Origin of the sequence: Bradyrhizobium sp. CCGB12 (assembly GCF_024199845.1) — a bacterium.
Lineage (GTDB): Bacteria > Pseudomonadota > Alphaproteobacteria > Rhizobiales > Xanthobacteraceae > Bradyrhizobium.
Map to the genome: position 1 here is coordinate 8,036,293 of NZ_JANADO010000001.1, position 20,155 is coordinate 8,056,447.

General features: G+C 64.6%; 20 protein-coding genes and 1 pseudogene. 11 read left to right on the plus strand and 10 right to left on the minus strand.

Annotated elements, in window-relative coordinates:
- Positions 1–8 precede the first annotated feature (8 nt).
- Both NLM27_RS36870 and NLM27_RS36875 read right to left on the minus strand, forming a co-directional pair.
- A complete protein-coding gene (locus NLM27_RS36870; protein WP_254147934.1) occupies positions 9–1,094 on the minus strand; it encodes an AbrB family transcriptional regulator in 1,086 nt (361 codons plus the stop codon).
- Positions 1,095–1,193: 99 nt separating this feature from the next.
- Entirely contained in the window at positions 1,194–1,481 is a 288-nt protein-coding gene (locus NLM27_RS36875) for a PsiF family protein (RefSeq protein ID WP_254147935.1), read from the minus strand.
- 197 nt (positions 1,482–1,678) lie between these two features.
- Here NLM27_RS36875 and NLM27_RS36880 point away from each other — a divergent pair, with 197 nt between their 5' ends.
- Positions 1,679–2,170, plus strand: a complete 492-nt coding sequence (locus tag NLM27_RS36880) for a hypothetical protein (protein WP_254147936.1) — start codon at positions 1,679–1,681, stop codon at positions 2,168–2,170.
- Positions 2,171–2,237: 67 nt separating this feature from the next.
- On the opposite strand, the gene NLM27_RS36885 is transcribed toward NLM27_RS36880, so the two are convergent.
- Positions 2,238–2,786: a TetR/AcrR family transcriptional regulator gene (locus tag NLM27_RS36885; protein WP_254147937.1), complete on the minus strand. Its 549-nt coding sequence runs from the start codon at positions 2,784–2,786 to the stop codon at positions 2,238–2,240.
- Positions 2,787–2,896: 110 nt separating this feature from the next.
- Here NLM27_RS36885 and NLM27_RS36890 point away from each other — a divergent pair, with 110 nt between their 5' ends.
- From NLM27_RS36890 to NLM27_RS36900, 3 genes are all read left to right on the plus strand, one after another.
- Positions 2,897–3,325 (plus strand): thioesterase family protein, encoded by a 429-nt coding sequence (locus NLM27_RS36890; protein ID WP_254147938.1) that lies wholly within the window; start codon positions 2,897–2,899, stop codon positions 3,323–3,325.
- A gap of 3 nt (positions 3,326–3,328) precedes the next feature.
- Positions 3,329–3,805, plus strand: coding sequence for a PaaI family thioesterase (locus tag NLM27_RS36895; protein WP_254147939.1), 477 nt, complete (start codon positions 3,329–3,331; stop codon positions 3,803–3,805).
- 97 nt (positions 3,806–3,902) lie between these two features.
- The gene (locus NLM27_RS36900) at positions 3,903–4,562 is read left to right on the plus strand and encodes a DsbA family protein (RefSeq protein WP_254147940.1); all 660 of its coding nucleotides are present in this window, start codon (positions 3,903–3,905) and stop codon (positions 4,560–4,562) included.
- A 77-nt stretch (positions 4,563–4,639) separates the two neighbouring features.
- On the opposite strand, the gene NLM27_RS36905 is transcribed toward NLM27_RS36900, so the two are convergent.
- The 3 genes from NLM27_RS36905 to NLM27_RS36915 all read right to left on the minus strand — a co-directional run bounded on the left by NLM27_RS36905 (position 4,640) and on the right by NLM27_RS36915 (position 6,994).
- Positions 4,640–4,846, minus strand: a complete 207-nt coding sequence (locus NLM27_RS36905) for a hypothetical protein (protein WP_018316294.1) — start codon at positions 4,844–4,846, stop codon at positions 4,640–4,642.
- A gap of 84 nt (positions 4,847–4,930) precedes the next feature.
- Positions 4,931–6,001: a phospholipase gene (locus NLM27_RS36910; RefSeq protein WP_254147941.1), complete on the minus strand. Its 1,071-nt coding sequence runs from the start codon at positions 5,999–6,001 to the stop codon at positions 4,931–4,933.
- 21 nt (positions 6,002–6,022) lie between these two features.
- Positions 6,023–6,994 carry a S1C family serine protease gene (locus NLM27_RS36915; protein WP_254147942.1) on the minus strand — a complete coding sequence of 324 codons (972 nt, stop codon included), beginning with the start codon at positions 6,992–6,994 and terminating at the stop codon, positions 6,023–6,025.
- A gap of 283 nt (positions 6,995–7,277) precedes the next feature.
- Here NLM27_RS36915 and NLM27_RS36920 point away from each other — a divergent pair, with 283 nt between their 5' ends.
- The 6 genes from NLM27_RS36920 (at position 7,278) to NLM27_RS36945 (ending at position 14,582) form a co-directional block, all read left to right on the plus strand.
- Positions 7,278–8,696, plus strand: coding sequence for a M20 family metallopeptidase (locus NLM27_RS36920; protein ID WP_254147943.1), 1,419 nt, complete (start codon positions 7,278–7,280; stop codon positions 8,694–8,696).
- Positions 8,697–8,959: 263 nt separating this feature from the next.
- The gene (locus tag NLM27_RS36925; RefSeq protein ID WP_254147944.1) at positions 8,960–10,750 is read left to right on the plus strand and encodes a peptide ABC transporter substrate-binding protein; all 1,791 of its coding nucleotides are present in this window, start codon (positions 8,960–8,962) and stop codon (positions 10,748–10,750) included.
- Positions 10,751–10,779: 29 nt separating this feature from the next.
- Positions 10,780–11,739, plus strand: coding sequence for an ABC transporter permease (locus tag NLM27_RS36930; RefSeq protein ID WP_254147945.1), 960 nt, complete (start codon positions 10,780–10,782; stop codon positions 11,737–11,739).
- Positions 11,705–12,622, plus strand: a complete 918-nt coding sequence (locus tag NLM27_RS36935) for an ABC transporter permease (RefSeq protein WP_254147946.1) — start codon at positions 11,705–11,707, stop codon at positions 12,620–12,622. Before NLM27_RS36930 ends, NLM27_RS36935 begins: the two co-directional genes overlap by 35 nt.
- A complete protein-coding gene (locus NLM27_RS36940) occupies positions 12,622–13,617 on the plus strand; it encodes an ABC transporter ATP-binding protein (RefSeq protein WP_254147947.1) in 996 nt (331 codons plus the stop codon). The genes NLM27_RS36935 and NLM27_RS36940 overlap by 1 nt, the downstream gene beginning before the upstream one ends.
- Positions 13,614–14,582 (plus strand): ABC transporter ATP-binding protein, encoded by a 969-nt coding sequence (locus NLM27_RS36945; protein WP_254147948.1) that lies wholly within the window; start codon positions 13,614–13,616, stop codon positions 14,580–14,582. The genes NLM27_RS36940 and NLM27_RS36945 overlap by 4 nt, the downstream gene beginning before the upstream one ends.
- A gap of 131 nt (positions 14,583–14,713) precedes the next feature.
- Here the strand turns inward: NLM27_RS36945 and NLM27_RS36950 are convergent, their stop codons facing one another.
- Together NLM27_RS36950 and NLM27_RS36955 are read right to left on the minus strand one after the other, a co-directional pair.
- On the minus strand, positions 14,714–16,618 hold the full coding sequence (locus tag NLM27_RS36950) for a diguanylate cyclase domain-containing protein (RefSeq protein WP_254147949.1): 1,905 nt from the start codon (positions 16,616–16,618) through the stop codon (positions 14,714–14,716).
- A 178-nt stretch (positions 16,619–16,796) separates the two neighbouring features.
- Positions 16,797–17,018, minus strand: coding sequence for a dodecin (locus NLM27_RS36955; protein WP_254147950.1), 222 nt, complete (start codon positions 17,016–17,018; stop codon positions 16,797–16,799).
- A 149-nt stretch (positions 17,019–17,167) separates the two neighbouring features.
- Here NLM27_RS36955 and NLM27_RS36960 point away from each other — a divergent pair.
- Positions 17,168–18,054, plus strand: a pseudogene (locus NLM27_RS36960) (DMT family transporter).
- 1 nt (position 18,055) lies between these two features.
- On the opposite strand, the gene NLM27_RS36965 reads toward NLM27_RS36960, so the two are convergent.
- Positions 18,056–19,321 (minus strand): glycosyltransferase family 87 protein, encoded by a 1,266-nt coding sequence (locus NLM27_RS36965; protein ID WP_254147951.1) that lies wholly within the window; start codon positions 19,319–19,321, stop codon positions 18,056–18,058.
- 232 nt (positions 19,322–19,553) lie between these two features.
- Positions 19,554–20,111, minus strand: coding sequence for an HNH endonuclease (locus tag NLM27_RS36970; RefSeq protein ID WP_025576763.1), 558 nt, complete (start codon positions 20,109–20,111; stop codon positions 19,554–19,556).
- Positions 20,112–20,155 lie beyond the last annotated feature (44 nt).

Sequence of the window (20,155 nt, forward strand, 5' to 3'; positions counted from 1 at the left end):
GGCCCCCGTCAATCATCCACGTCATCCTGCGTGCGCCCGAACAGGTGTACGATACCGGGGGTTGCGATCGTCACGAAGACGAAGCGCGACAGGTGATGGGCGCCGACGAAGATCGGATCGATGTGCAGCGTCAGGGCCAGCGCCAGCATCGCATCCATCGCGCCCGGCGCGAAGGCGACGACGACGTCGGAAAACTTCACTTGCGTGGTGAGCGCGACGATGCCGACGAAGATGGCGGAGACCGCGATGGCCACAGTGAACGACCCCAGCGCCGCATTGATGTGACCTGCAAGCGTCTTGATCCGCATCCGCGCAAAACGGCTGCCGATCAGGGCGCCGATCCCGACCAGCGCGACGCCGCGTACCCAGTTCGGCAGACCGCCCTCGACCCAGTCGGCGCCATGCAGCGCGCTGGAGGCGATCATCGCGCCGAACATCCAGCTGGCCGGAAACTTGATCAGCCGCAGGAAGAGCGCCGCAGCGAGCGAAGCCGCGACCAGCACCACGAGGTCGAGCGGCGAGGCGATGGTCGTCGTCAGCGACGGTGCGGCAGAGGGCGCGACGCCTGCAATCGCCAGCACCATCGGCAGCGCCGCGGTGAGGATGATGACGCGCATGGTCTGCACCACCGCGATGCCCGGCAGGTCGGCGCCGCGCTCGACCGCCAGGATCGTGATCTGCGACAGCGCGCCGGGGCTGCCGGCAAGGAAGGCCGAGGTGCGGTCCCAGCCATGGACGCGCTGGAGGTAATAGCTCGAGCCGAAGGTCGAGCAGAAGGTCGCGAGCGCAAGCAGTCCGATGGTGACGGGATAGGCGCTGACCTGCTGGATCAAATGACGCGAGACGACCGAGCCCAGCGAAATGCCGAGCAGCACCAGCACGGTCTGGGTCAGGATCGGCGGCAGCGCCAGCTGGCGGCCGGCGATTGCGGCGATCCCGACCGCGATCATCGAGCCCGAGATCAGCCCGCCGGGAAGGCCGGCGAGCAGAAACGCGAGGCCGCCGACGGTGCCGATGACAAGCGTCTCCATCGTGCTCAAGACGTTGGCACGGCTCGGCCATTCGAACGGCAGGGAGGCGACGATTTGTTTCACGCCACCTTATCGCAAATCAGCCAAAGGCGCACAATTGCAGGCTCGTCATGCCGCAATGCGCACGCCTTTCACTAATGCTCGCGGAGGATCGTGACGGATTTACTTCTTGTCGGCGGCGGGGGCGGCGGTGCCGGCCTTCGCTTCCTTCTTGCACTCGCGGCGGAATTTCTTGCGCTCCTTGCCCTTCAATCCCTTGGCGTCCGCCTGCTTGGAGCATTCGAGCGATTCCGCCGAACGCTCCTTCGACGCCTTCTTGTCGGCGGTGGCGGCGGCAGCGTCGGTCTTTGCATCGGTCTTGGCTGCCGGCGCGGCGGTCTGTGCGAAGGCGGTGCCGGTGACGAGCACGGAGGCGAGCGCGATGGCGGCGAGGCGGGACGTGAAGGTCATGTGTTGCACTCTTGCGAGAATTGCGAAGGGCTGCGACCGTCGGCCTGCGTTGCTGAACGCGACATGAATGAGTCGAGCGGCGGGATCACTATATTTTGCCGGCGCAACTCATCGCATCCTTGTCGCAAGCGGCCGGCACGCTAGGATAGCAATCCTCGTTTCACTTCCGTCAGGGAAGACCAAGAGGAGACCCAGGGATGACCATTCAGACAAAATTGTTGTGTGCGATTGCAGCGTCGGGTGTCGCGGCATTGGTGGTGAGCGCGCCGGCGCAGGCACTGACGTCGCAGGAGTGCAGCGCAAAATATCAGGCGGCCAAGAAGGACGGCTCGCTCGGCACCATGAAGTGGAATGACTTCCGCAAGGCCCAGTGCGGTGCGGACGCAACGCCTGCCGCTGCGCCCTCCGCGGCTGCGCCGGCCGCACCCGCCGCCCCTGCCGAGCCGAAGCAGGCAAAGAAGGAGGCCGCGCCGGCCGCTTTGCCGACGCTGCCGGCCGGACCGGCGATCTATCCGAACGCGGTCGATCCGAAATATGCCAAGGAGACCCCCGGCAAGGCACGTCTGCATACCTGTGTCGACCAGTACAATGCCAACAAGACGAGCAATGGCAATGGCGGTTTGAAGTGGATCCAGAAGGGCGGCGGCTATTACAGCGAATGCACCAAGAAGCTGAAGGGCGCCGCCTGAGCTTCGACATGACGCGACAACGCGATGGCCGGAGTCAAGCTCCGGCCATTTCGCTTGGTCCAGTCATCTAATTCAACAACTTCTCGGCCGATTTCGCCACGAGCTGCGACCGCTTGCGCGGGCCGCGCTCGACGAACAACAGGCTCTGGCCGAAAATGAAGCAGTAGAACAGGAAGGCTTGCGCCTCGGCCTCCTCGGCCGCAAGGCCGGTCGCGCGATAGAGCTCGGCAACGTGCTTCAGCCGCGCTGCGTCCACGCTCGCCACCGCTGCCGCCGCGCCCTCATCCGAGCGAGCCCATTGCCGGATCGCAAGCTCGATCGCCATGCCCTCCGGGTTAAGCCGCTCGGAATAGAGCTGGATCAGCGCCTTCAACCGCTCGCGGGGCTCTTGTCCCTCGAGACTCGTCTGCTGCGCGATCGCCGCGGCGCGTCCCTGCCGCCAGCGCTGCAGAATGGCTTCGAGCAGTGCGGCCCGGTCGGCGAAGCGACGATAGAAACCGCCCTTGGTGACCCCGAGGTTCTTGGCGAGCACCTCGACCCGCACGCCCTCGACCCCCGAGCGAGCGAGCTCGGTAAACCCTGCCTCGACCCAGACATCGCCCTTGCCGTCGCTCATGAAGGAAGCCTCGCCGATTCTTGATACGGTGCCGTATTGCTAGCGCGCCGGACCTCTGATACGCTACCGTATCAACGATCAAAGGCCCAAGACGACAGGGAGAAATTGCGATGGAGCAGGAGGCGACCTATCGCGGGACGGTTTATCCGTGGCAATGCGATCACGTCGGCCACATGAACATCATGTGGTACGTCGGCAAGTTCGACGAAGCCAACTGGAATCTGTTCGCCCGGCTCGGGCTGACGCCGAGTTATCTGCGCAGCTCCGGCCGCGGCATGGCCGCGGTGCAGCAGAACATCGCCTACAAGCGCGAGCTGCTCGCCGGCGACATCGTCGAGATCCGCAGTCACCTGCTCGAGATCAGCGACAAGTCGATTCGGTTCCGGCACGAGATGAGGAACGCCGAGACCGGCGAGATTGCCGCGACGTGCGAGATCACGGGCGTGCACATGGATCGCAGCCAGCGCAAGTCAACGCCGTTCGCCGACGCTATCCGCGAGACTGCGTTGCGGCATCTTGCCGAGCCGGTCGAGGTCTAAGCCATGGCTGCATTCGAGCCCAAAAACCCCGGCTATCGCGCGGCTGCCATTGCCATGTTCGACGGCCAGCCGGCGATGCACACGCTGGGCATTGTGATCGTCCGCCTTGCACCGGGCGAGGTCGAATTGGCCATGCTGCATTCGCCGGCCTTCACGCAGCAGAACGGCTTTGTTCATGCCGGTATCATCACGGCAGGCCTCGACAATGCCTGCGGGGTCGCCGCCTTCACCCTGATGCCACGCGAGGCCGACATCCTCACGGTCGAGTTCAAGACCACGCTGCTTGCGCCCGCCCGCGGCGAGCGCTTGGTCTTCAAGGCCGAGGTGGTCAAACCCGGCCGCACGCTGACCTTCTGCGAGGCCAGGGCCTTTGCCGAGCACGAGGGCAAGACGACGTTAGTTGCGACCATGACGGGGACGCTGATGGCGATGCTGCCGCGCGCCGCGGCTTCGCAAGCGCCGGCCGCGACCCGGGCATAGCATGGCGATGACATCGCACCCGCAACGCTCTATATGACGCGTAACATTTCCGGTCCTGAGCCGTATTTGCGCAGATGGGACCGAAACGGGACGAGATATGGCTGGATTCAGAAATAAGGACCTCGTGCCGACCCGGCGTACCGCGCTGACGCTGATCGGGGCTGGCGCCTTGGCGGCGGGGGGGATCACTTCCGTGCGCGCGGCCGCCGATGATGACGAGGTGCTGACCGAAACCAAGGTGCTGCGCGATCCCGACACGCCGGTTGCCGGCAACCCCGACGGCAACATCACCATCGTTGAATGGTCCGACTACAATTGTCCCTATTGCCGCAAGCTCGAGCCCGAGCTGCGCCAGGTCGTCCAGGACGACGGCAAGGTGAGGCTGGTGATGAAGGACTGGCCGATCCTCGGGCCGGTCTCGGTCACGGCGGCGCGGATCGCGCTCGCGGCGAAATACCAGGACAAGTATCACAAGGCCCATGACGCCATGATGGGTGTCAGCTCGCGCCTGACCGAACCGCGCATCAACGAGCTGCTGGCGGCAGCCGGTGTCGACATGGATCGGCTGAAGCGTGATCTCACCGACCGTGGCTCGGACATTGATGCCCTCCTCAAGCGCAACAATGATCAGGCCGAAGCCTTTGGCTTCCGCGGCACGCCGTCCTTCATCGTCGGCAAGTACCGCGTCCCGGGCGTGCTCAGCATGACCGAGTTCGAGCAGGTCATTGCCGACGCACGCAAGGCCAAGATGAACTGAGCCGAGCGATATTCATCGCGCAACGCAAAGGCGCCGCCGCGGACTCGCGACGGCGCCTTTTTCATCATGTGGCGTTGTTACTTCGACGAGATCCGGACCCAGTCCTTGTGCGCGCGGTCGCGCAGCGCGTCCCAATCGGCCTTGGCGACATCCCAGTTCACGATTGTGCGGTTGGTGGTCGCGACCTCGCCATTGGCGACCGACGACGTCTGCATGGAATCATAGACGTAGACGCCGCCCGCAAGCAGCAGCGCGCCCAGGATCATTCCGAAAAAAGTCTGCATTTGCGAAACCTCCGGTGACGGGCGGATAACGTCGGCCCGGAGTGATGGTTCCGCGGCAGTAAGGCGCAGGTAAGGACGGATCGTTCATGTCTCATTCAGCCACTCCAGCAGCTCCGCATTGATCTCGCGCGGATAGGTGTGGCTGAGGTCGTCGATCTCCCGATAGGTGACGTCGGCGCCGGCGGCTGACAGCGCCGCCTGGGTCTGTCGCGCAGTCTGCACCGGAAACATCCAGTCGAGCTTGCCGTGGGTGATGAAGACAGGCAGGCCCTGCATGCGCGCGGCGTCCGCCATTTCCGCCATCAAGGGATGGAAGGTTGCCGACACCGGCGCAAGATGGGTGAACGGCGAGGCGCCGCCGAGGCCGGTGACGTAGCAGAAGGTGCCGCCGTCGCTCATGCCGGTCAGCAGCAGGCGCGAGGCGTCGATGCTCCAGCGGCTGCGCACGGTCTCGAGGATGCGCAGGAGGTTCGGCGTGTCGCTGTCGTCGCCCATCAGCGCCCAGGTCGGGCCGGTCGCGGTCGGTGCGACCAGGATCGCGCCGAGGCTGCGCGCGTCGCGCAGCCAGCTCCACAGGAAACCGCGTCCGTTGCCGCTGCCGCCATGCAGCGCCATCACCAGCGGCATGGCCCGCTCGGGCGTGTAATATTCGGGCACATAGACCGAGAAGCCGCCGCGGCTGCCGGGCTCATTGTGATCGTGGGAGATACCGGTGTGCTCGCTTGCGCCGGCTTCGAGTCGCGATAACAGGTCGACATTCTCGCGATTGGCGGCGTTGAGGAAGAAGCTGCTCACCGGGGGAAACTGCACCGCCAGCGGATAGAGTGCCTCCTGCGCGCGTGGCACGTGGCGCAGCGCGCGGAACAACGCGACGAGATCGCCATTGCCGCGCTCGACCTCGCGAATGCCGGCAAAGGCGGTGAGCGTCTCGTTGCAGGCTTGATCGAGCCGGCCGCGCAGCCCGGCGAACTGCTCCGGCCAGTCGCCGATCGCCGCGCGGGCCGTTTGCAGCGCCTCGTCCGGCGCGCCGATCGCGTTCATCATGGAAGCGAAGGCCGGCGGGTGCAGGTGCCGCTGGAAGAAGCCGAGCGCTTCCAGCGCATCGAGTAGCGGCGGCAACACGGCCACGATGTCGTCCACGACGGCCTCGGTCATCGCCGCTTCCTCTAGCCCGGGTCAGTGCAGCTTCGGCGCCTTCAGAAGCTTGAAGCGGTCGGTCGAGGTCACCGTGACGTCGAATGTGACGCCTTCGTGATGTACGGTGAGCGGCACGTCGACGCCGGCGGCGCCGAGCGCCCACATCTTCTTGTAGAAGGCGGTCTGACTCGTAACCTTGTCGCCGTTCACGGCGAGGATGACATCGCCGGTCTTGAGCTCGGCGCGGGCGGCTGGGCCGTTGGCGGAGATCCCGATCACCACCACGCGGTTGTCGATCTCGGTCGAGAAAAGCCCGAGCCAGGGCCGTGCCGGCTTGTTGACGCGGCCGAATTTGCGCAAGTCCTCCAGGATCGGCTTCAAGAGGTCGATCGGCACGATCATGTTGACGTGCTCGGCGTTGCCGTCGCGTTCGCGCTCGAGCTGGAGCGAGCCGATCCCGATCAACTCGCCGCGTTCGTTGAGGAGCGCCGTGCCGCCCCAGTTCGGATGTGCGGGATAGGTGAAGACGGCCTCATCCAGCAGATATTCCCAGTAGCCGGCGAATTCCTGCTTGGCCACGATCTGGCTCGCAACCGATCGCGTGCGGCCGCCGGCGCCGCCGACCACGACGCGGTCGCCGATCCGCGTTTCCGCCGATGTCCCAAGCGTCAGGGGTTCGACGTCGAGCTCGCCAAGCGCCTGCACGAGACCGAAGCCGGTGACGGAATCGAAACCGAGCGCATGCCCTTCGACCACACGCCCGTCGGCGAGGTGCAGCCATACCGATTCAGCCTCGGTGATGAGGTAGCCGATGGTGAGCACCAGCCCGTGGTCGATCACGACGCCGTTGCCGGCACGTTCGGTGCCCAGCGTCTCGGCGCTGAAGGCGTCCGGCGGAATGATGGCGTGCAGGCCGACGACGGAGGCGAGCGCGCGGTCGAGATCGAAACCATAATCGCTCGCACGCGGCTGATTGGCCGGTGGCACTCTCCATTCGGTCAGTGCGGGCATGGAGTTCTCCTGGCTGAGAGCATCGCTCCGCCGTGGCCGGCGGAACGACGCGCGAAGCACGCATAATTTAGGCTGGGGGACGCCGTCTTGAAAGCCTCGTTCCCAACTATTCGAGAGAACGCCGCGTGAAATCTTCGAAAGGCATCGCGGCGGTTCGTGCGCGGGTGGCAGCCGCCGCTCCGGCAGCCGCCGCATGGCTGGTGTCCGGCGAGGTGCTAGGCGCCGTGCCATGAAGCTGCTAACCATTGCCGCTTCGTTTGACCTTGGGATCACGGACCGAAGCATGGATAACCGCAGCGACATCTGGCGTGGCATCGACACCATCAAGGCGCGTTTCATCGACCTCAGCGACAAGGTCTGGGGCATTCCCGAGGTGTGCTACACCGAGGCGCGGTCCGCCGCCGAGCATCTCGCCGAACTGCGCCATCAAGGCTTCCGCATCACCGAGAACGTCGCCGGCATCCCGACCGCGCTGATGGGCGAGTGGGGCGAGGGCGGTCCGGTCATCGCCTTCATGGGTGAATATGACGCGCTGCCGGGATTGAGCCAGGAGGCGGGCATCGCCGAACACCGTCCGATCGAGACCGGCGGCCATGGTCATGGCTGCGGTCATAATCTGCTCGGTTCCGCCGCGCTGCTCGCCGCGACTGCAGTGAAGGACTGGCTTGCCGAGACCAAGGTGCCCGGTCGCGTGCGCTATTACGGCTGCCCTGCGGAAGAAGGCGGCGCGGCAAAGGCCTTCATGGTGCGCTCCGGCGCATTCGAAGATGCCGACATCGCCATCACCTGGCATCCGCACAGCTTCTGGGAAGTCGCGGTGACGCCCTCGCTCGCCAATACGCGCGCTGATTTCATCTTCACCGGCCGCACCTCGCATGCGGCGGCCTCGCCGCATCTCGGCCGTTCCGCGCTCGATGCGGTCGAGCTGATGAACGTGGGCGTGAACTACATGCGCGAGCACATGCCGAGCGATGCGCGCGTGCACTACGCTTTGCTCGACACCGGCGGCATCGCTCCCAATGTGGTGCAGGCCCATGCGCGCGTGCGCTATTCGATCCGCGCGCGCGATCTTCCCGGCATGAACGAGCTGGTCGAGCGTGTGTCCAAGATTGCGCAGGGCGCAGCGCTGATGACCGAGACCAAGGTGGAGATGAAGATCATCTCCGCGGTTTCCAACATCCTGCCGAACGCGCCGCTGGAACAGGCGCTGCACCGGGTGATGGAAGAACTCGGACCGCCGCATTTCGACGACGCTGACAAGAGCTTTGCCAGCCAGATCCGCGCCACGCTGAGCGACAAGGATATCGCCTCAGTCTACTACGCAATCGGCATGGAGCCGACCGATCGGCCGTTGGCCGACTTCCTGGTGCCGCTGGATGCCAAGCGCAACCCGCTGGTGGGCTCCACCGATGTTGGCGACGTGAGCTGGGTGGTGCCGACCGCGCAGGTCCACGCACCGACGGTTGCAATCGGCACGCCCTTCCACACCTGGCAGGTGGTGGCGCAGGGCAAGAGCGCCCATGCCCACAAGGCCATGGTGCAGGCGGCCAAGGCCATGGCCGGGCTAGGCATCAAGGCGCTCACGGAACCGGAGCTGATCAAGTCTGCCAAGGCCGATCTTCAGAAGCGGACGGCCAAGACGCCTTACGTTTGTCCGTTGCCGGACCACGTGGCGCCGCCGCTCGATATGTCCGTGGCGTAGAATTTCGCCTCGATACTTCGTCTGATCCGGCGAACAAATTTTCCGCAGTGCAGCGCGCAATCCAGCATGTTTGATGCTGGATTGCCGAGCGGATGGGCTAACGGAACGCGGTTCTGTCCATCGGACAGCCAGAAGACCGTTTGCACACACACGGTCCCAGTTGACGTGCACCCCATTCGGTGTGCCATCTACCGCCAGCCAAAATGGGCGGCCGCATTTGACTGCCGCCTTCATCACTATGGGAAACCAGACGGGGGACAACCATGCTGGATAAAGAACTGCGTTCGATGATCGGCCAGGTGAAGGACGGGCGTATGGATCGCCGCGCCTTCATCCAGCGCATGGCTGCCGTGGGCCTGACCGCGCCGCTGGCCAACCAGATCCTCGCGCTGGGAGGCGTCGCCATGGCCCAGGGCGCCTCGACCTATAAGCCGACCAAGCGTGGCGGCGGTGGTGCGCTGAAGCTGTTGTGGTGGCAGGGCCCGACCTTGCTCAATCCGCATTTCGCCACCGGCACCAAGGACCAGGACGGTGCGCGCCTGTTCTACGAGCCGCTTGCCTGCTGGGATCCTGACGGCAACATGAAGCTGGTTCTCGCCGCAGAAATTCCCTCGATCCAGAACGGCGGCTTGGCCGCCGACGGCAAGTCGGTGACTTGGAAGCTCAAGCCCGGCGTCAAATGGCATGATGGCACGCCGTTCACAGCTGACGACGTCGTGTTCAACTGGGAATACTCAAAGGATCCGGCGACCTCCGCACTGACGATCGCGACGCTGCGCGAAATCACGGTCGAGAAAGTGGATGACCTCACGGTCCGCATCCTCTTCAACAAGCCGACGCCATTCTGGGCCGATGCCTTCGTCGGTGCGCCCAACACCATCATCCCGAAACATCTGTTTCAGGACTACAAAGGGTCCAAATCGCGGGAGGCGCCGACCAACCTCTCTCCGGTCGGCACCGGCCCCTACAAGTTCGTCGAGTTCAAGCCGGGCGATCTCGTCCGCGGTGTGCTCAACCCCGATTATCACATGCCGAACCGTCCCTATTTCGACTCCGTCGAGATGAAGGGCGGCGGCGACGCGGTCTCGGCCGCGCGCGCGGTGATCCAGACCGGCGAGTACGATTTCGGCTGGAACATTCAGGTCGAGGACGACGTGCTGTTGCGTCTGGAGAAGGGCGGCAAGGGCAAGACCGTCTATGCCGTCGGTGGAGACACCGAGTTCATCGCGCTGAACTTCACCGATCCCAACACTGAGGTCGATGGTGAACGTTCTTCGATGAAGACCAAGCACCCGCTGTTTTCAGATCCGGCGGTACGCAAGGCGCTCTCGCTGCTGATCGATCGCGAGTCGGTCAAGAAGGCGATCTATGGCCGCGCCGGCCGCACCACCGCAAACTTCCTCAACGGCCCCGAAAAGTTCGTCTCCAAGAACACCTCGTGGGAGTTCAGCATCGAGAAGGCCTCGAAGATCCTCGACGATGCCGGCTGGAAGCCGGGCGCGGACGGCATCCGCGAGAAGGACGGCAAGAAGCTGAAGCTGCTCTACCAGACCGCCATCAACGGCCCGCGCCAGAAGACGCAGGCGATCGTCAAGCAGGCCTGCCAGAAGGCGGGCATCGACGTCGAACTGAAATCGGTCGTCGCCTCCGTGTTCTTTTCCTCCGACGTCGGCAATCCCGACACCTATTCGAAGTTCTACGCCGACATGGAGATGTTCCAGATCCCGCTGAGCCAGCCCGATCCGTCGCAGCATATGCGCCGCTATCTCTCGACCCTCGTGGCCACCAAGGAGAACAAGTGGCAGGGGACCAACTTCCCGCGCTGGGTCAACAAGGAGTACGACGCGACCATCCAGGCCGCGGACGGCGAGATGGATCCGGTCAAGCGCGCTGCGCTCTACATCAAGGCCAACGATCTCATGTACCAGGACACGGTATTCATTCCGGTACAGCATCGTCTGAAGGTCGAGGCGGCCGCCAACAATCTGCGCCCGGTCGTTTCCGGCTGGGCCAACGAAACCGACAATCTGTTCGACTGGTACCGCGAGGAATGATCCCCCAACTCTAGACGGGGCCTTCCCTCATGAGCCAATACGTCCTGCGTCGCCTGCTGATCGCGATTCCGAGCCTGCTCGGAATCTCTCTGGTGCTGTTCGTCGTGCTCGCGCTCGCGCCCGGCGATCCGTTTGGCGAACTGGCGACCAATCCGAACGTGCCGCCCGAAGTCGCACTCGCGCTTCGGGCCAAGTTCGGCCTCGACGATCCGATCTATCTCCGCTACCTGCACTGGCTCAACGCCATGCTGCACGGGGACTGGGGCTTCTCCTTCGTCAGCCGGATGGACGTCGACACGCTCATCCTCCAGCGCCTGCCGGCCACGCTCTACGTGATCGGCTCGGCGCAGATCCTGGCGCTCCTGATCGCGATCCCCGTCGGCGTCTATGCCGCGACCAAGCCCTATTCGTTGTTCGACCAGATCGCGAATACGCTTGCCTTCGTCGGTTTCTCGCTGCCGACCTTCTTCACCGGCATCCTGTTCATCCTGATCTTCTCGGTCACGCTGGACTGGCTGCCTTTCGTCTATACCACCGACATCAAGGCGACCGGCATCCGCTGGGTGCTGGAGATGATCAGGCAGGCCATCATGCCGGTGGCGGTGCTCGGCCTGTTCCAGGCGGCGTCGATGACGCGCTTCGTGCGCTCGGCGATGCTCGACGTGATCCGGCTCGACTACGTCACGACGGCGCGTGCCAAGGGCCTCGGCCAGGCCAAGGTCATCATCAAGCACGTGATGCGCAACGCCATGATCCCGGTCGTGACGCTGATTGCGTTGCAGATGCCCGCGGTGTTCGGCGGCGCCATCGTCACCGAGCAGATCTTCCGCATTCCCGGCATCGGCTCGCTGCTGATCTCCTCCATCCTTTCCAACGACACGCCGGTGGTGATGGCCGTCACCTTCGTCTTCGCGTGCCTCGTCGTGCTGTTCAATCTCATCGCGGACGTGCTTTATGGCTGGCTTGACCCTCGCATCTCCCTCCGCTGAGCGGGGCGTCTACTCGCCCTGGCGCGAGACGTGGCGGCGCTACAGCCGCCACAAGCTCGCCGTTGTCAGCGCCTTCCTGCTGCTTATCCTGGTGCTGGCGGTGGTGATCGGCCCCTTCGTCTGGCGCATCAAGATCAATGACATCGACATCGTCGCAGGCATGCAGGGTCCCTCGCTCGACCATCCCTTCGGCACCGACGATCTCGGCCAGGACATCCTGGCGCGCATGATCTACGGCGGACGGATCTCGCTGGCGGTCGGGCTCGCCGCCATGCTGGTTTCGGTCTTCATCGGAACGCTGATCGGCGCGCTCGCCGGCATGTCGCGCGGCGCGCTCGGCCACGGCCTGATGTGGCTCACCGACCTCTTCCTGTCGCTGCCGCAACTGCCGCTGCTGCTGCTGCTCATCTATCTCTTCCGCGACGGGCTGAAGCAGATGTTCGGACCCGAGGGCGGCATCTTCATCCTGATCGTGCTCGTGATCGGGGGCCTGCGCTGGATGCCGGTCGCGCGCCTTGTGCGTGCGCAGTTCCTGTCGATCCGTGAAAAGGAGTTCGTCGAAGCCGCGCGCGCGCTCGGCGCGAGCCCGGTGCGGCAGGTGGTGCGGCACATTCTGCCCAATGCGGTCGGTCCGGTGATCATTGCCGGCACCATCGACGTCGCCGCGGCCATCATCGCGGAATCGACGCTGTCCTTCCTCGGCCTCGGCTTCCCGCCGGATACCCCGACCTGGGGCCGGCTGCTCTATGACGCCAAGGACTTTCTCGACATCGGCCCGCACTGGGCGCTGTTTCCGGGCGGCGCGATCTTCATCGCGGTGGTCGCCATCAACTTCATCGGCGATGGTCTGCGTGACGCGCTCGATGCGCGACGGGTGATCTGATGGCGCCGCTGCTCGAGATCAAGGGCCTGAAAACCCACTTCTCCACCGACGACGGCATCCTCCAGGCCGTCGACGGCGTCGACATCTCCATCAACAAGGGCGAGACACTCTGCGTCGTCGGCGAGTCCGGCTGCGGCAAGACCGTCACCGCAATGTCGATCCTGAAGCTGATCGCGATGCCGCCGGGCCGGATCGCGGCGGGCCAGATCTTCTTCGAGGGACGCGATCTCGTGCCGCTGGCGAGCAATCAGCTCGACGAGATCCGTGCCAAGGAGATCGGCTTCATCTTCCAGGAGCCGATGACCTCGCTCAATCCGGTGCTCACCATCGGCGAGCAGATCGCCGAGAGCTTGCGCCGGCACGAGGGTTTGACCAGGAAGCAGGCGCTCGATCGCACCATCGAGATGCTGAAGCTGGTGCAGATCCCGAATGCGGAAGGCCGCGTGCACAACTACCCGCACCAGTTCTCCGGCGGCATGCGTCAGCGCGTGATGATCGCGATGGCGCTCGCCTGCAAGCCCAAGCTGATCATCGCCGACGAGCCGACAACCGCGCTCGACGTCACCATCCAGGCGCAGATCCTCGACCTCTTGCAGGACATGAAGGACCGCTTCGGCATGGCGGTGATGCTGATCACCCATGCGATGGGCGTCGTCGCCGAGACCGCGCAACGCGTCGTCGTGATGTATGCCGGCAAGGTGGTGGAGGAGGCGCTCGTCGACGACCTCTTTGGCGATCCCCGCCATCCCTATACGCAAGGGTTGATCCGGTCGATCCCGCGCATCGACCTCGACAGCGAGCACAAGACGCGGCTCGAGGCGATCGGTGGCTCGGTCCCGATCCTGATCAATCCGCCGGTCGGCTGCCGCTTTGCGCCGCGCTGCAAGTTTGCCATGAACGTCTGCGCCGAGAAGGAGCCACTGCTGCGCGAGATCGCACCCGGCCATCGCATGGCCTGTCACTTGGGAGATGCTAGTCTGGGAGGCGTGGCATGAGTGAACCGTTGCTGCGCGTCAGCGGCCTGAAGAAACATTTCCCCGTGCTCGGCGGCCTGCTGTCGCGCCAGGTCGGGACCGTCTATGCGGTCGACGGCGTGTCGTTCTCGGTCAATCGCGGCGAGACCCTCGGCCTCGTCGGTGAATCCGGCTGCGGCAAGTCGACGACGGGACGCTGCGTGCTGCGGCTGATCGAGCCGACCGACGGCGAGGTCAGCTTTGACGGCCAGGACGTGCGCAAGCTCGGCGGCAACGATCTGCGGGCGATGCGGCGGAACATGCAGCTGGTGTTCCAGGATCCGTTCGCTTCGCTCAATCCGCGCATGACGGTCGGTGCGATCCTCGGCGAGGCCTTCACCATCCACAATCTCGCCTCCTCCGCGAAGGAGCGCGAGGAGCGCGTCGCGGGCCTCCTGGTCAAGGTCGGACTCAAGGCCGAGCATATGCGGCGCTATCCGCACGAATTCTCCGGCGGCCAGCGTCAGCGTATCGTGATCGCGCGCGCGCTTGCGGTCGAGCCGAAACTGATCGTCTGCGACGAGCCGGTCTCCGCGCTCGACGTGTCGATCCAGGCGCAGGTGATCAACCTGTTGGAAGATCTCCAGGCCGAGCTGAATCTCACCTATCTGTTCGTCGCGCACGACCTCTCGGTCGTCGAGCACATCTCCGACCGCGTTGCGGTGATGTATCTCGGCCGCATCGTCGAGCTGGCGAAAGCGAGCGATCTCTACCGCAACCCGCAGCATCCCTACACCAGGGCGCTGCTGTCGGCGGTGCCGGTGCCAGATCCCAAGCTCAAGCGCGAACGCATCCGCCTCAAGGGCGACGTGCCGAGCCCGATGAAGCCGCCATCCGGCTGCCACTTCCATACCCGCTGCCCGATCGCCCAGCCGCGCTGCGCGGAGAGCGCGCCCGAGTTGCGGGAAGGGGCGGGCGGGCACTTCGTGGCATGCCATCTCGCCTGACCTCGAGGACGGCGGAGTGCCGACTTACCCGCGAAGCAGGCCGTGCTCCGCAAGGGCGCGAATTTGGAATGTCGCTTGCAATCATGTCCGCTAAGGCAGCGTGCGCGACGCTTGATGAACGGTCGATCTCGTCACGCGCTCTTCGCGGGCCATGATATGACCTGTCCCGACATCACCAGCCGGTCACGGCCGCCGTCCTTCGCGGCATAGAGCGCGCGATCGGCGGCGGCAACCAGCGTGCTACAGTCCATCGTGGTCTCGGACGGAAGAGCCGCCGCGCCGCCGACGCTCGCAGTCACCAGCCGGGAAGGCGGATTTTGCGTATGCAGCATGGCGAGATCGTGCAGCGCCTGGCGAATTCCCTCGCCGACGTCGGCGCAGCCATCCGCGTCGGTGTTCGGCAACAATACGGCGAATTCCTCGCCGCCATAGCGCGCGGCGAGGTCGGCCGGGCGCTTGGCCTGAGCGGATAGAATCCGGCCCAGCGCGCGCAGGCAGGCGTCGCCCGCCAGATGTCCGTAGTGGTCGTTGAATTTCTTGAAATGATCAACATCGATCAGCAGCAGCGAGAGTTGCGTGCCGTCGCGCCGAGCACGCGCCCATTCGTCGGCAAGGCGCTCGTCGAAGGCGCGCCGGTTGGCAAGGCCGGTGAGGCCGTCGGTGGTCGCCAGCGAAGCGAGCTTGTCCTGAAGATCCTTCTGCTCGGTCATGTCGCGCACGACCGCGACGACGCCGTCGATCGCACCGCTATCCGGCGCCACGGTCACGTGCAGCGCCACCTCGGCCCAGATCTCGCCCTTGTCGCGATGACGTTGGCGATAGACGAACCGTGCCTCCTCGGCTTCGCCCTGCTTCAACGCGACGATGGCCTGCCCGACCCGTTCCATGTCGTCGGGGTGAATGCCGGCCAGGGCCGACGTGCCCAGCAGCTCCGCGGCGGACCAGCCGGTGATGCGCGCGCAGGCGGGAGAGACGTAGAGCAGGGTGTCATCCAGCCCGATGCGGGTCACCATGTCGCTGGATTGCTCGGCCAGCAGACGGAAATTGGCTTCCTTGGCGACGAGGGCCTGTGCCGTGCGTTGCCGCTGCAGCAACTGGCGAACGAGGTAGAAGCCGATCACCGCGATCAGCAGGACGAGGCCGAGGACGAAAATCATGCGCGTGGCCGCCGCGCGTCGCCAGGGCGCGAGAACGTCGTCCTGCGACTTGCTCGCCAGCACCATCAGGGGATATCGGCTGCTGCGCTGGTAGTAGCTCAGCCGCTGCACGCCATCGAGCGGCGATTTGAAATAGTAGACCGCCGCGGCGGGACGGCTTTCCCACCCCTTGAACAACGGCGCATTGGACAGGTCGCGTCCGACGAAGGCGCCGCTCTCGTCGCGGCTGCGGGCCAGCATGATGCCGCTATCGCTGAGCAGCGATGTCGAGCCGTTCGGTCCGATGTCGAACCGTTCGTAGAACTTGACGAAATAGCTGACGTCGATCGTGAGCAGGGCAACCCCCGCGAAGCCGCCGTCGGGATCGTTGATCCGGCGGGACGCGGTGATGATCCATTGGCCCCCGGCACGGCTCTTGACCGGCGGTCCGATCAGCGTGCCCGTTTCCGGCGAGTCGCGATGGCGCTGGAAATAGCCGCGGTCGCTGTTGTTGAGCTTGGAGAAGTCGAGACGCTCGGTCGTCGCAAGCCACCGGCCGGTCGCGTCATAGACGAAGATGCCGCGGATGCGGTCCGATGATTTGCGCGTCGGCAGATAGACCTGGAGCCTTGCAATCGTGTCCGGCCCCGTTCCGTCGATTTCGAGCCGATGGACCAGCCCGACCAGGATCGTATCGGCGAGCTCGAACGTATCATCCGCGTGCTGGACCAGCGAATGCGCCAGGTTTGCAACGTCGACCTCGGCGTTTCTGAGATCGGCGTTGCGCGCTTCCCATTCGCGCCAGGCGCTCAAGCCGAGGATCGCGACGCAAATCAGCACGACGAAACCCGCCGCCCAGAGCGGAAGGCGCGTCTTGCCGAGTTCGCGGCTCGTCACCATGGGTTTGCTCCAAATCGGTGCAAACCTCTCACCTTGGCCTTAACGGCCTGTTGCAACTTCTGTGACGATTTTTTGCGTCCATATTCGACCGGAGGAAGTTGACGCTATCTTGATCAACTTTCCCGGGTAGTTGTTAACACGCCGGCGTAGGGGGCAACTTCACCCGGCGTCCGCTGCGTCATCCCTCCAGCGTGAAGCCGACGCGCAGCGTCACCTGATAGTGACGGACGGTGCCGTTCTCGATGTGGCCGCGCGTCTGAACCACCTCGAACCATTTCATCTCGCGAACGGTTTTGGCGGCACGGCTGACCGCGTTCTTGATCGCATCCTCGATCGAGGTCTCGGATGATCCGACCAGTTCCAGGATCTTGTAGACGTGATCCGTCTCGGTTGTGGGCATGAAGAGCCTCCCTCGGTTGCGCTGCGGCACGCGTCGCTGCCTGTGCCCCCATCTGAACGAGCGCCGGCCGCTCCGGTTCCGTTCTGCGCGATGGCCTGCATGCGCCAGCGGAGGTGGAGCGCGCAGCACCAGCCTGCTAAGCGCTGTCCATGGATTCCGCGCGGCGCGACAGGACGATCGGCTCTCTGTGCCTCTGCGTGACGGCGTTCGGCTGGGCGCTGAACTGGCCGCTGATGAAGCTGTTGCTCCAGCAATGGCCGCCTCTGTTCGCGCGCGGGCTTGCCGGCGTCTGCGCCTCGCTCATTCTCGGCGCGCTGGCGTTGAGTCGGGGAGAATCGTTCGCCGTTCCACGTGAGGCGATCCCGCGGCTGCTGTTTGCGACCCTCACCAACGTCCTGGCCTGGATGGGCCTCGGCACGGTCGCGATGAAATACGTGACCGTGAGCGAGGGGGCCTTGCTTGCCTACACCATGCCGATCTGGGCCATGTTGTTCGCCTGGCCCGTGCTGCAGACGCGGCCGACCCTGCGGGATGTCTTCGGGCTCGTCCTCGGCGTCGCCGGTGTCGCGCTGCTCCTGAGCGGAAACGGTCTTGCTTTCGGCGCGGACAAGCTGCTCGGCGTTGTCCTGGCGCTGCTTTGCGCGATCCTGTTCGCGCTGGGCAACGTGCTCAACCGCAAGCCGCTGCCGATGCCGCCGCTGGTCGTCGTGGCATGGCATGGCAGGTCGGGCTCGGCTGCGCCACGATGCTGATCCTCGGCGTGCTGTTCGAGCATCCGCACTACACGGCGATCACGCCATTGGGGCTCGGCTGCTTCATCTACATGACGCTGGTGCCGATGGGCCTCTGCTATGTCACCTGGTTCGAGACGCTGCGCCGCCTGCCGCCGACCTCGGCTTCGACCGGCATGCTGATCGTCCCCGTGATCGGCGTGGTCTCCGCCGCGATCATCCTGGGTGAGCCGCTGGGCTATCGCGAATGGGCGGCGATGGCGCTCACGCTCGGTGGCGTCACGCTGGCGTTGCAGCGGGCGTAGGTTATTCCGCGGCCTGCCGCACGATGGGCGCAGGCTGCGTTGTTCGCCACAGCAGCCGCAGCAACAGAGCCAGCAGCGCCATCATCGCGAAGCCGCCGATGGAAGGTGCGAACTTGTCGTCCATCCCGGTCAGATCCGCTTCATCGCCGAACTGCGCTGCGAGCCGCGCCGATTGTAGCATTCCGTAGGCGCCGGCAAGCAGGATCAGTCCGTAGACGAAACTGCGCTCGCGCAAGTTCGCCACTTGTGCGAGGTCAGGAAGCATCAACGCAAGGCCGATCCCGATGATCGGCAGGTCGTAATCATAGGCGTAAGGGCTGATCATCACCGAGACCATGGAGGCGACGCCGAGCGCGAATGCGGGCGACACCCTGCGCGTGGTTCCGAGCCAGACCGCAAGCGCGACCGCGAACAAGGCGAGGCTCGCGGCAGCCGCCTGCATCCAGAAGGCAACGCTCGAGGGTAGGCCAGCCCGGCCGAGCGCAGCGTAAGTCGAGACCATGCGGAACAGTGGATAGAAGCCACGCTCCAGGAATATCGCCGATTCCCTGATCGCGCCAAGCCAGGCTGTCCAGATCTGCCAGCCGAACAGGAGCGTGCAGACAAGCGAGCTTGCGAGCACGACTGCCGCGGCGGTCGCGAGCGCCGTCCAACGGCGCGTCACCAGCATGTAGACTCCGACGGCGATGGCCAGATGCGGCTTGATCACCATTGCGCCCAGCGCAAGACCAGCGATGATCTGACGCCGCTGCACGTTGAGGCAGACGATGCCGATCAGGGTGGCGGTCAGGAAACCGTTCTGGCCGCAGCCGACCGTGATCGCGAGTGCGGGAAACAGCACGACCAGGACTAGCGCGAAATTCTGGCCGGCGATGGCCCGAAGCGTCAGAAGATAGGCAGCCAGCGTTGTGGTTATGAACAGCAGATAGGCGACGCCAACGGGCACGAGCGCAAGCGGGGCCACCAGCAGGTCGTATTGCGGAGGATAGGTCCAAGGCATGAAGCTGGTCGAACCGGTGAATGCCTGCTGAAGCTTGACCAGTGTCTCGAACCGGTAGACGAAATCAAGCTGACCGTGCCAGATCTGCCGCGCGACGATGTAGAAGGCATCGAAATCCGAGAGTTCGTGGACTTGCCAGGCACTCCAGCGGCCGAACCTGAAGGTTTTTAACAGGACCATCACTGCGAGCGCCGCGAGCACGAAGCGGACGTAGATCGTCCGCCTCGACGGCGAGAATTGGACCGCTTCCAGCGTTTCGGCAAACATCAGCGACGACCCCGAACCCGATAGTCCACGGCCTGGTGCGGCAGGTCCGCGGAGTCCGGCCAAACTGCCACCAGAGGCTTAAGGGAGGGTAACGGCTGCGGCAGGATTTGGGGCAAAGGACGCGCGGTCTCCTGAGGCCCGCGATGCGCCGCTCAGGGCCCTCAAAACGGCCCAGTTGCGCTGGCCCATTGGACGAGCCGGAGGGAACGCACAGGCGCCCCTCGAAATGCCCCTACGGATCGAGTTCCGTATCCCAGTACAGATAGTCCAGCCAGCTGTCGTGGAGATAGTTCGGCGGAAACAGGCGGCCGTTGCGGTGGAGCTGGTGCACGGTTGGGGCGAAGGCGTGCTGGCGCGGAAACATCTTGGCTTGCGCCGGCGTGAGATTGCCCTTGCGCAAATTACACGGCGAGCACGCCGCGACCACGTTCTCCCAAGTGGTCTGGCCGCCTTTGCTGCGCGGGATGATGTGATCGAAGGTGAGGTCTTCGGGCGAGCCGCAATATTGGCAATTGAAGCGGTCGCGGAGGAAGACGTTGAAACGGGTGAAGGCGGGATGGGTGGTCGGCTTGACGAAGGATTTGAGCGAGACGACGCTCGGCAATTGCATCTCTAACGTCGGACTTCGAACGGCCTGGTCGTAATGCGCGACGATGTTGACGCGGTCGAGAAACACCGCCTTGATCGCGTCCTGCCACGACCACAGAGACAGTGGGTAGTAACTCAGCGGCCGGAAGTCCGCATTCAGCACCAACACCGGCCAACTGCCTTGCGAGACATGTGCGTTCAAGTAACGCTCCCGGCCTCCAATATACGCTGCGAAGCAGCATGTAC

Excerpts from the sequence above, each read along its gene's own strand:
- NLM27_RS36875 (WP_254147935.1), bottom strand. The coding sequence starts at position 1,481 with ATGACCTTCACGTCCCGCCTCGCCGCCATCGCGCTCGCCTCCGTGCTC.
- NLM27_RS36880 (WP_254147936.1), top strand. The coding sequence starts at position 1,679 with ATGACCATTCAGACAAAATTGTTGTGTGCGATTGCAGCGTCGGGTGTC.
- NLM27_RS36885 (WP_254147937.1), bottom strand. The coding sequence starts at position 2,786 with ATGAGCGACGGCAAGGGCGATGTCTGGGTCGAGGCAGGGTTTACCGAG.
- NLM27_RS36890 (WP_254147938.1), top strand. The coding sequence starts at position 2,897 with ATGGAGCAGGAGGCGACCTATCGCGGGACGGTTTATCCGTGGCAATGC.
- NLM27_RS36895 (WP_254147939.1), top strand. The coding sequence starts at position 3,329 with ATGGCTGCATTCGAGCCCAAAAACCCCGGCTATCGCGCGGCTGCCATT.
- NLM27_RS36900 (WP_254147940.1), top strand. The coding sequence starts at position 3,903 with ATGGCTGGATTCAGAAATAAGGACCTCGTGCCGACCCGGCGTACCGCG.
- NLM27_RS36905 (WP_018316294.1), bottom strand. The coding sequence starts at position 4,846 with ATGCAGACTTTTTTCGGAATGATCCTGGGCGCGCTGCTGCTTGCGGGC.
- NLM27_RS36910 (WP_254147941.1), bottom strand. The coding sequence starts at position 6,001 with ATGACCGAGGCCGTCGTGGACGACATCGTGGCCGTGTTGCCGCCGCTA.
- NLM27_RS36915 (WP_254147942.1), bottom strand. The coding sequence starts at position 6,994 with ATGCCCGCACTGACCGAATGGAGAGTGCCACCGGCCAATCAGCCGCGT.
- NLM27_RS36920 (WP_254147943.1), top strand. The coding sequence starts at position 7,278 with ATGGATAACCGCAGCGACATCTGGCGTGGCATCGACACCATCAAGGCG.
- NLM27_RS36925 (WP_254147944.1), top strand. The coding sequence starts at position 8,960 with ATGCTGGATAAAGAACTGCGTTCGATGATCGGCCAGGTGAAGGACGGG.
- NLM27_RS36930 (WP_254147945.1), top strand. The coding sequence starts at position 10,780 with ATGAGCCAATACGTCCTGCGTCGCCTGCTGATCGCGATTCCGAGCCTG.
- NLM27_RS36935 (WP_254147946.1), top strand. The coding sequence starts at position 11,705 with ATGGCTGGCTTGACCCTCGCATCTCCCTCCGCTGAGCGGGGCGTCTAC.
- NLM27_RS36940 (WP_254147947.1), top strand. The coding sequence starts at position 12,622 with ATGGCGCCGCTGCTCGAGATCAAGGGCCTGAAAACCCACTTCTCCACC.
- NLM27_RS36945 (WP_254147948.1), top strand. The coding sequence starts at position 13,614 with ATGAGTGAACCGTTGCTGCGCGTCAGCGGCCTGAAGAAACATTTCCCC.
- NLM27_RS36950 (WP_254147949.1), bottom strand. The coding sequence starts at position 16,618 with ATGGTGACGAGCCGCGAACTCGGCAAGACGCGCCTTCCGCTCTGGGCG.
- NLM27_RS36955 (WP_254147950.1), bottom strand. The coding sequence starts at position 17,018 with ATGCCCACAACCGAGACGGATCACGTCTACAAGATCCTGGAACTGGTC.
- NLM27_RS36965 (WP_254147951.1), bottom strand. The coding sequence starts at position 19,321 with ATGTTTGCCGAAACGCTGGAAGCGGTCCAATTCTCGCCGTCGAGGCGG.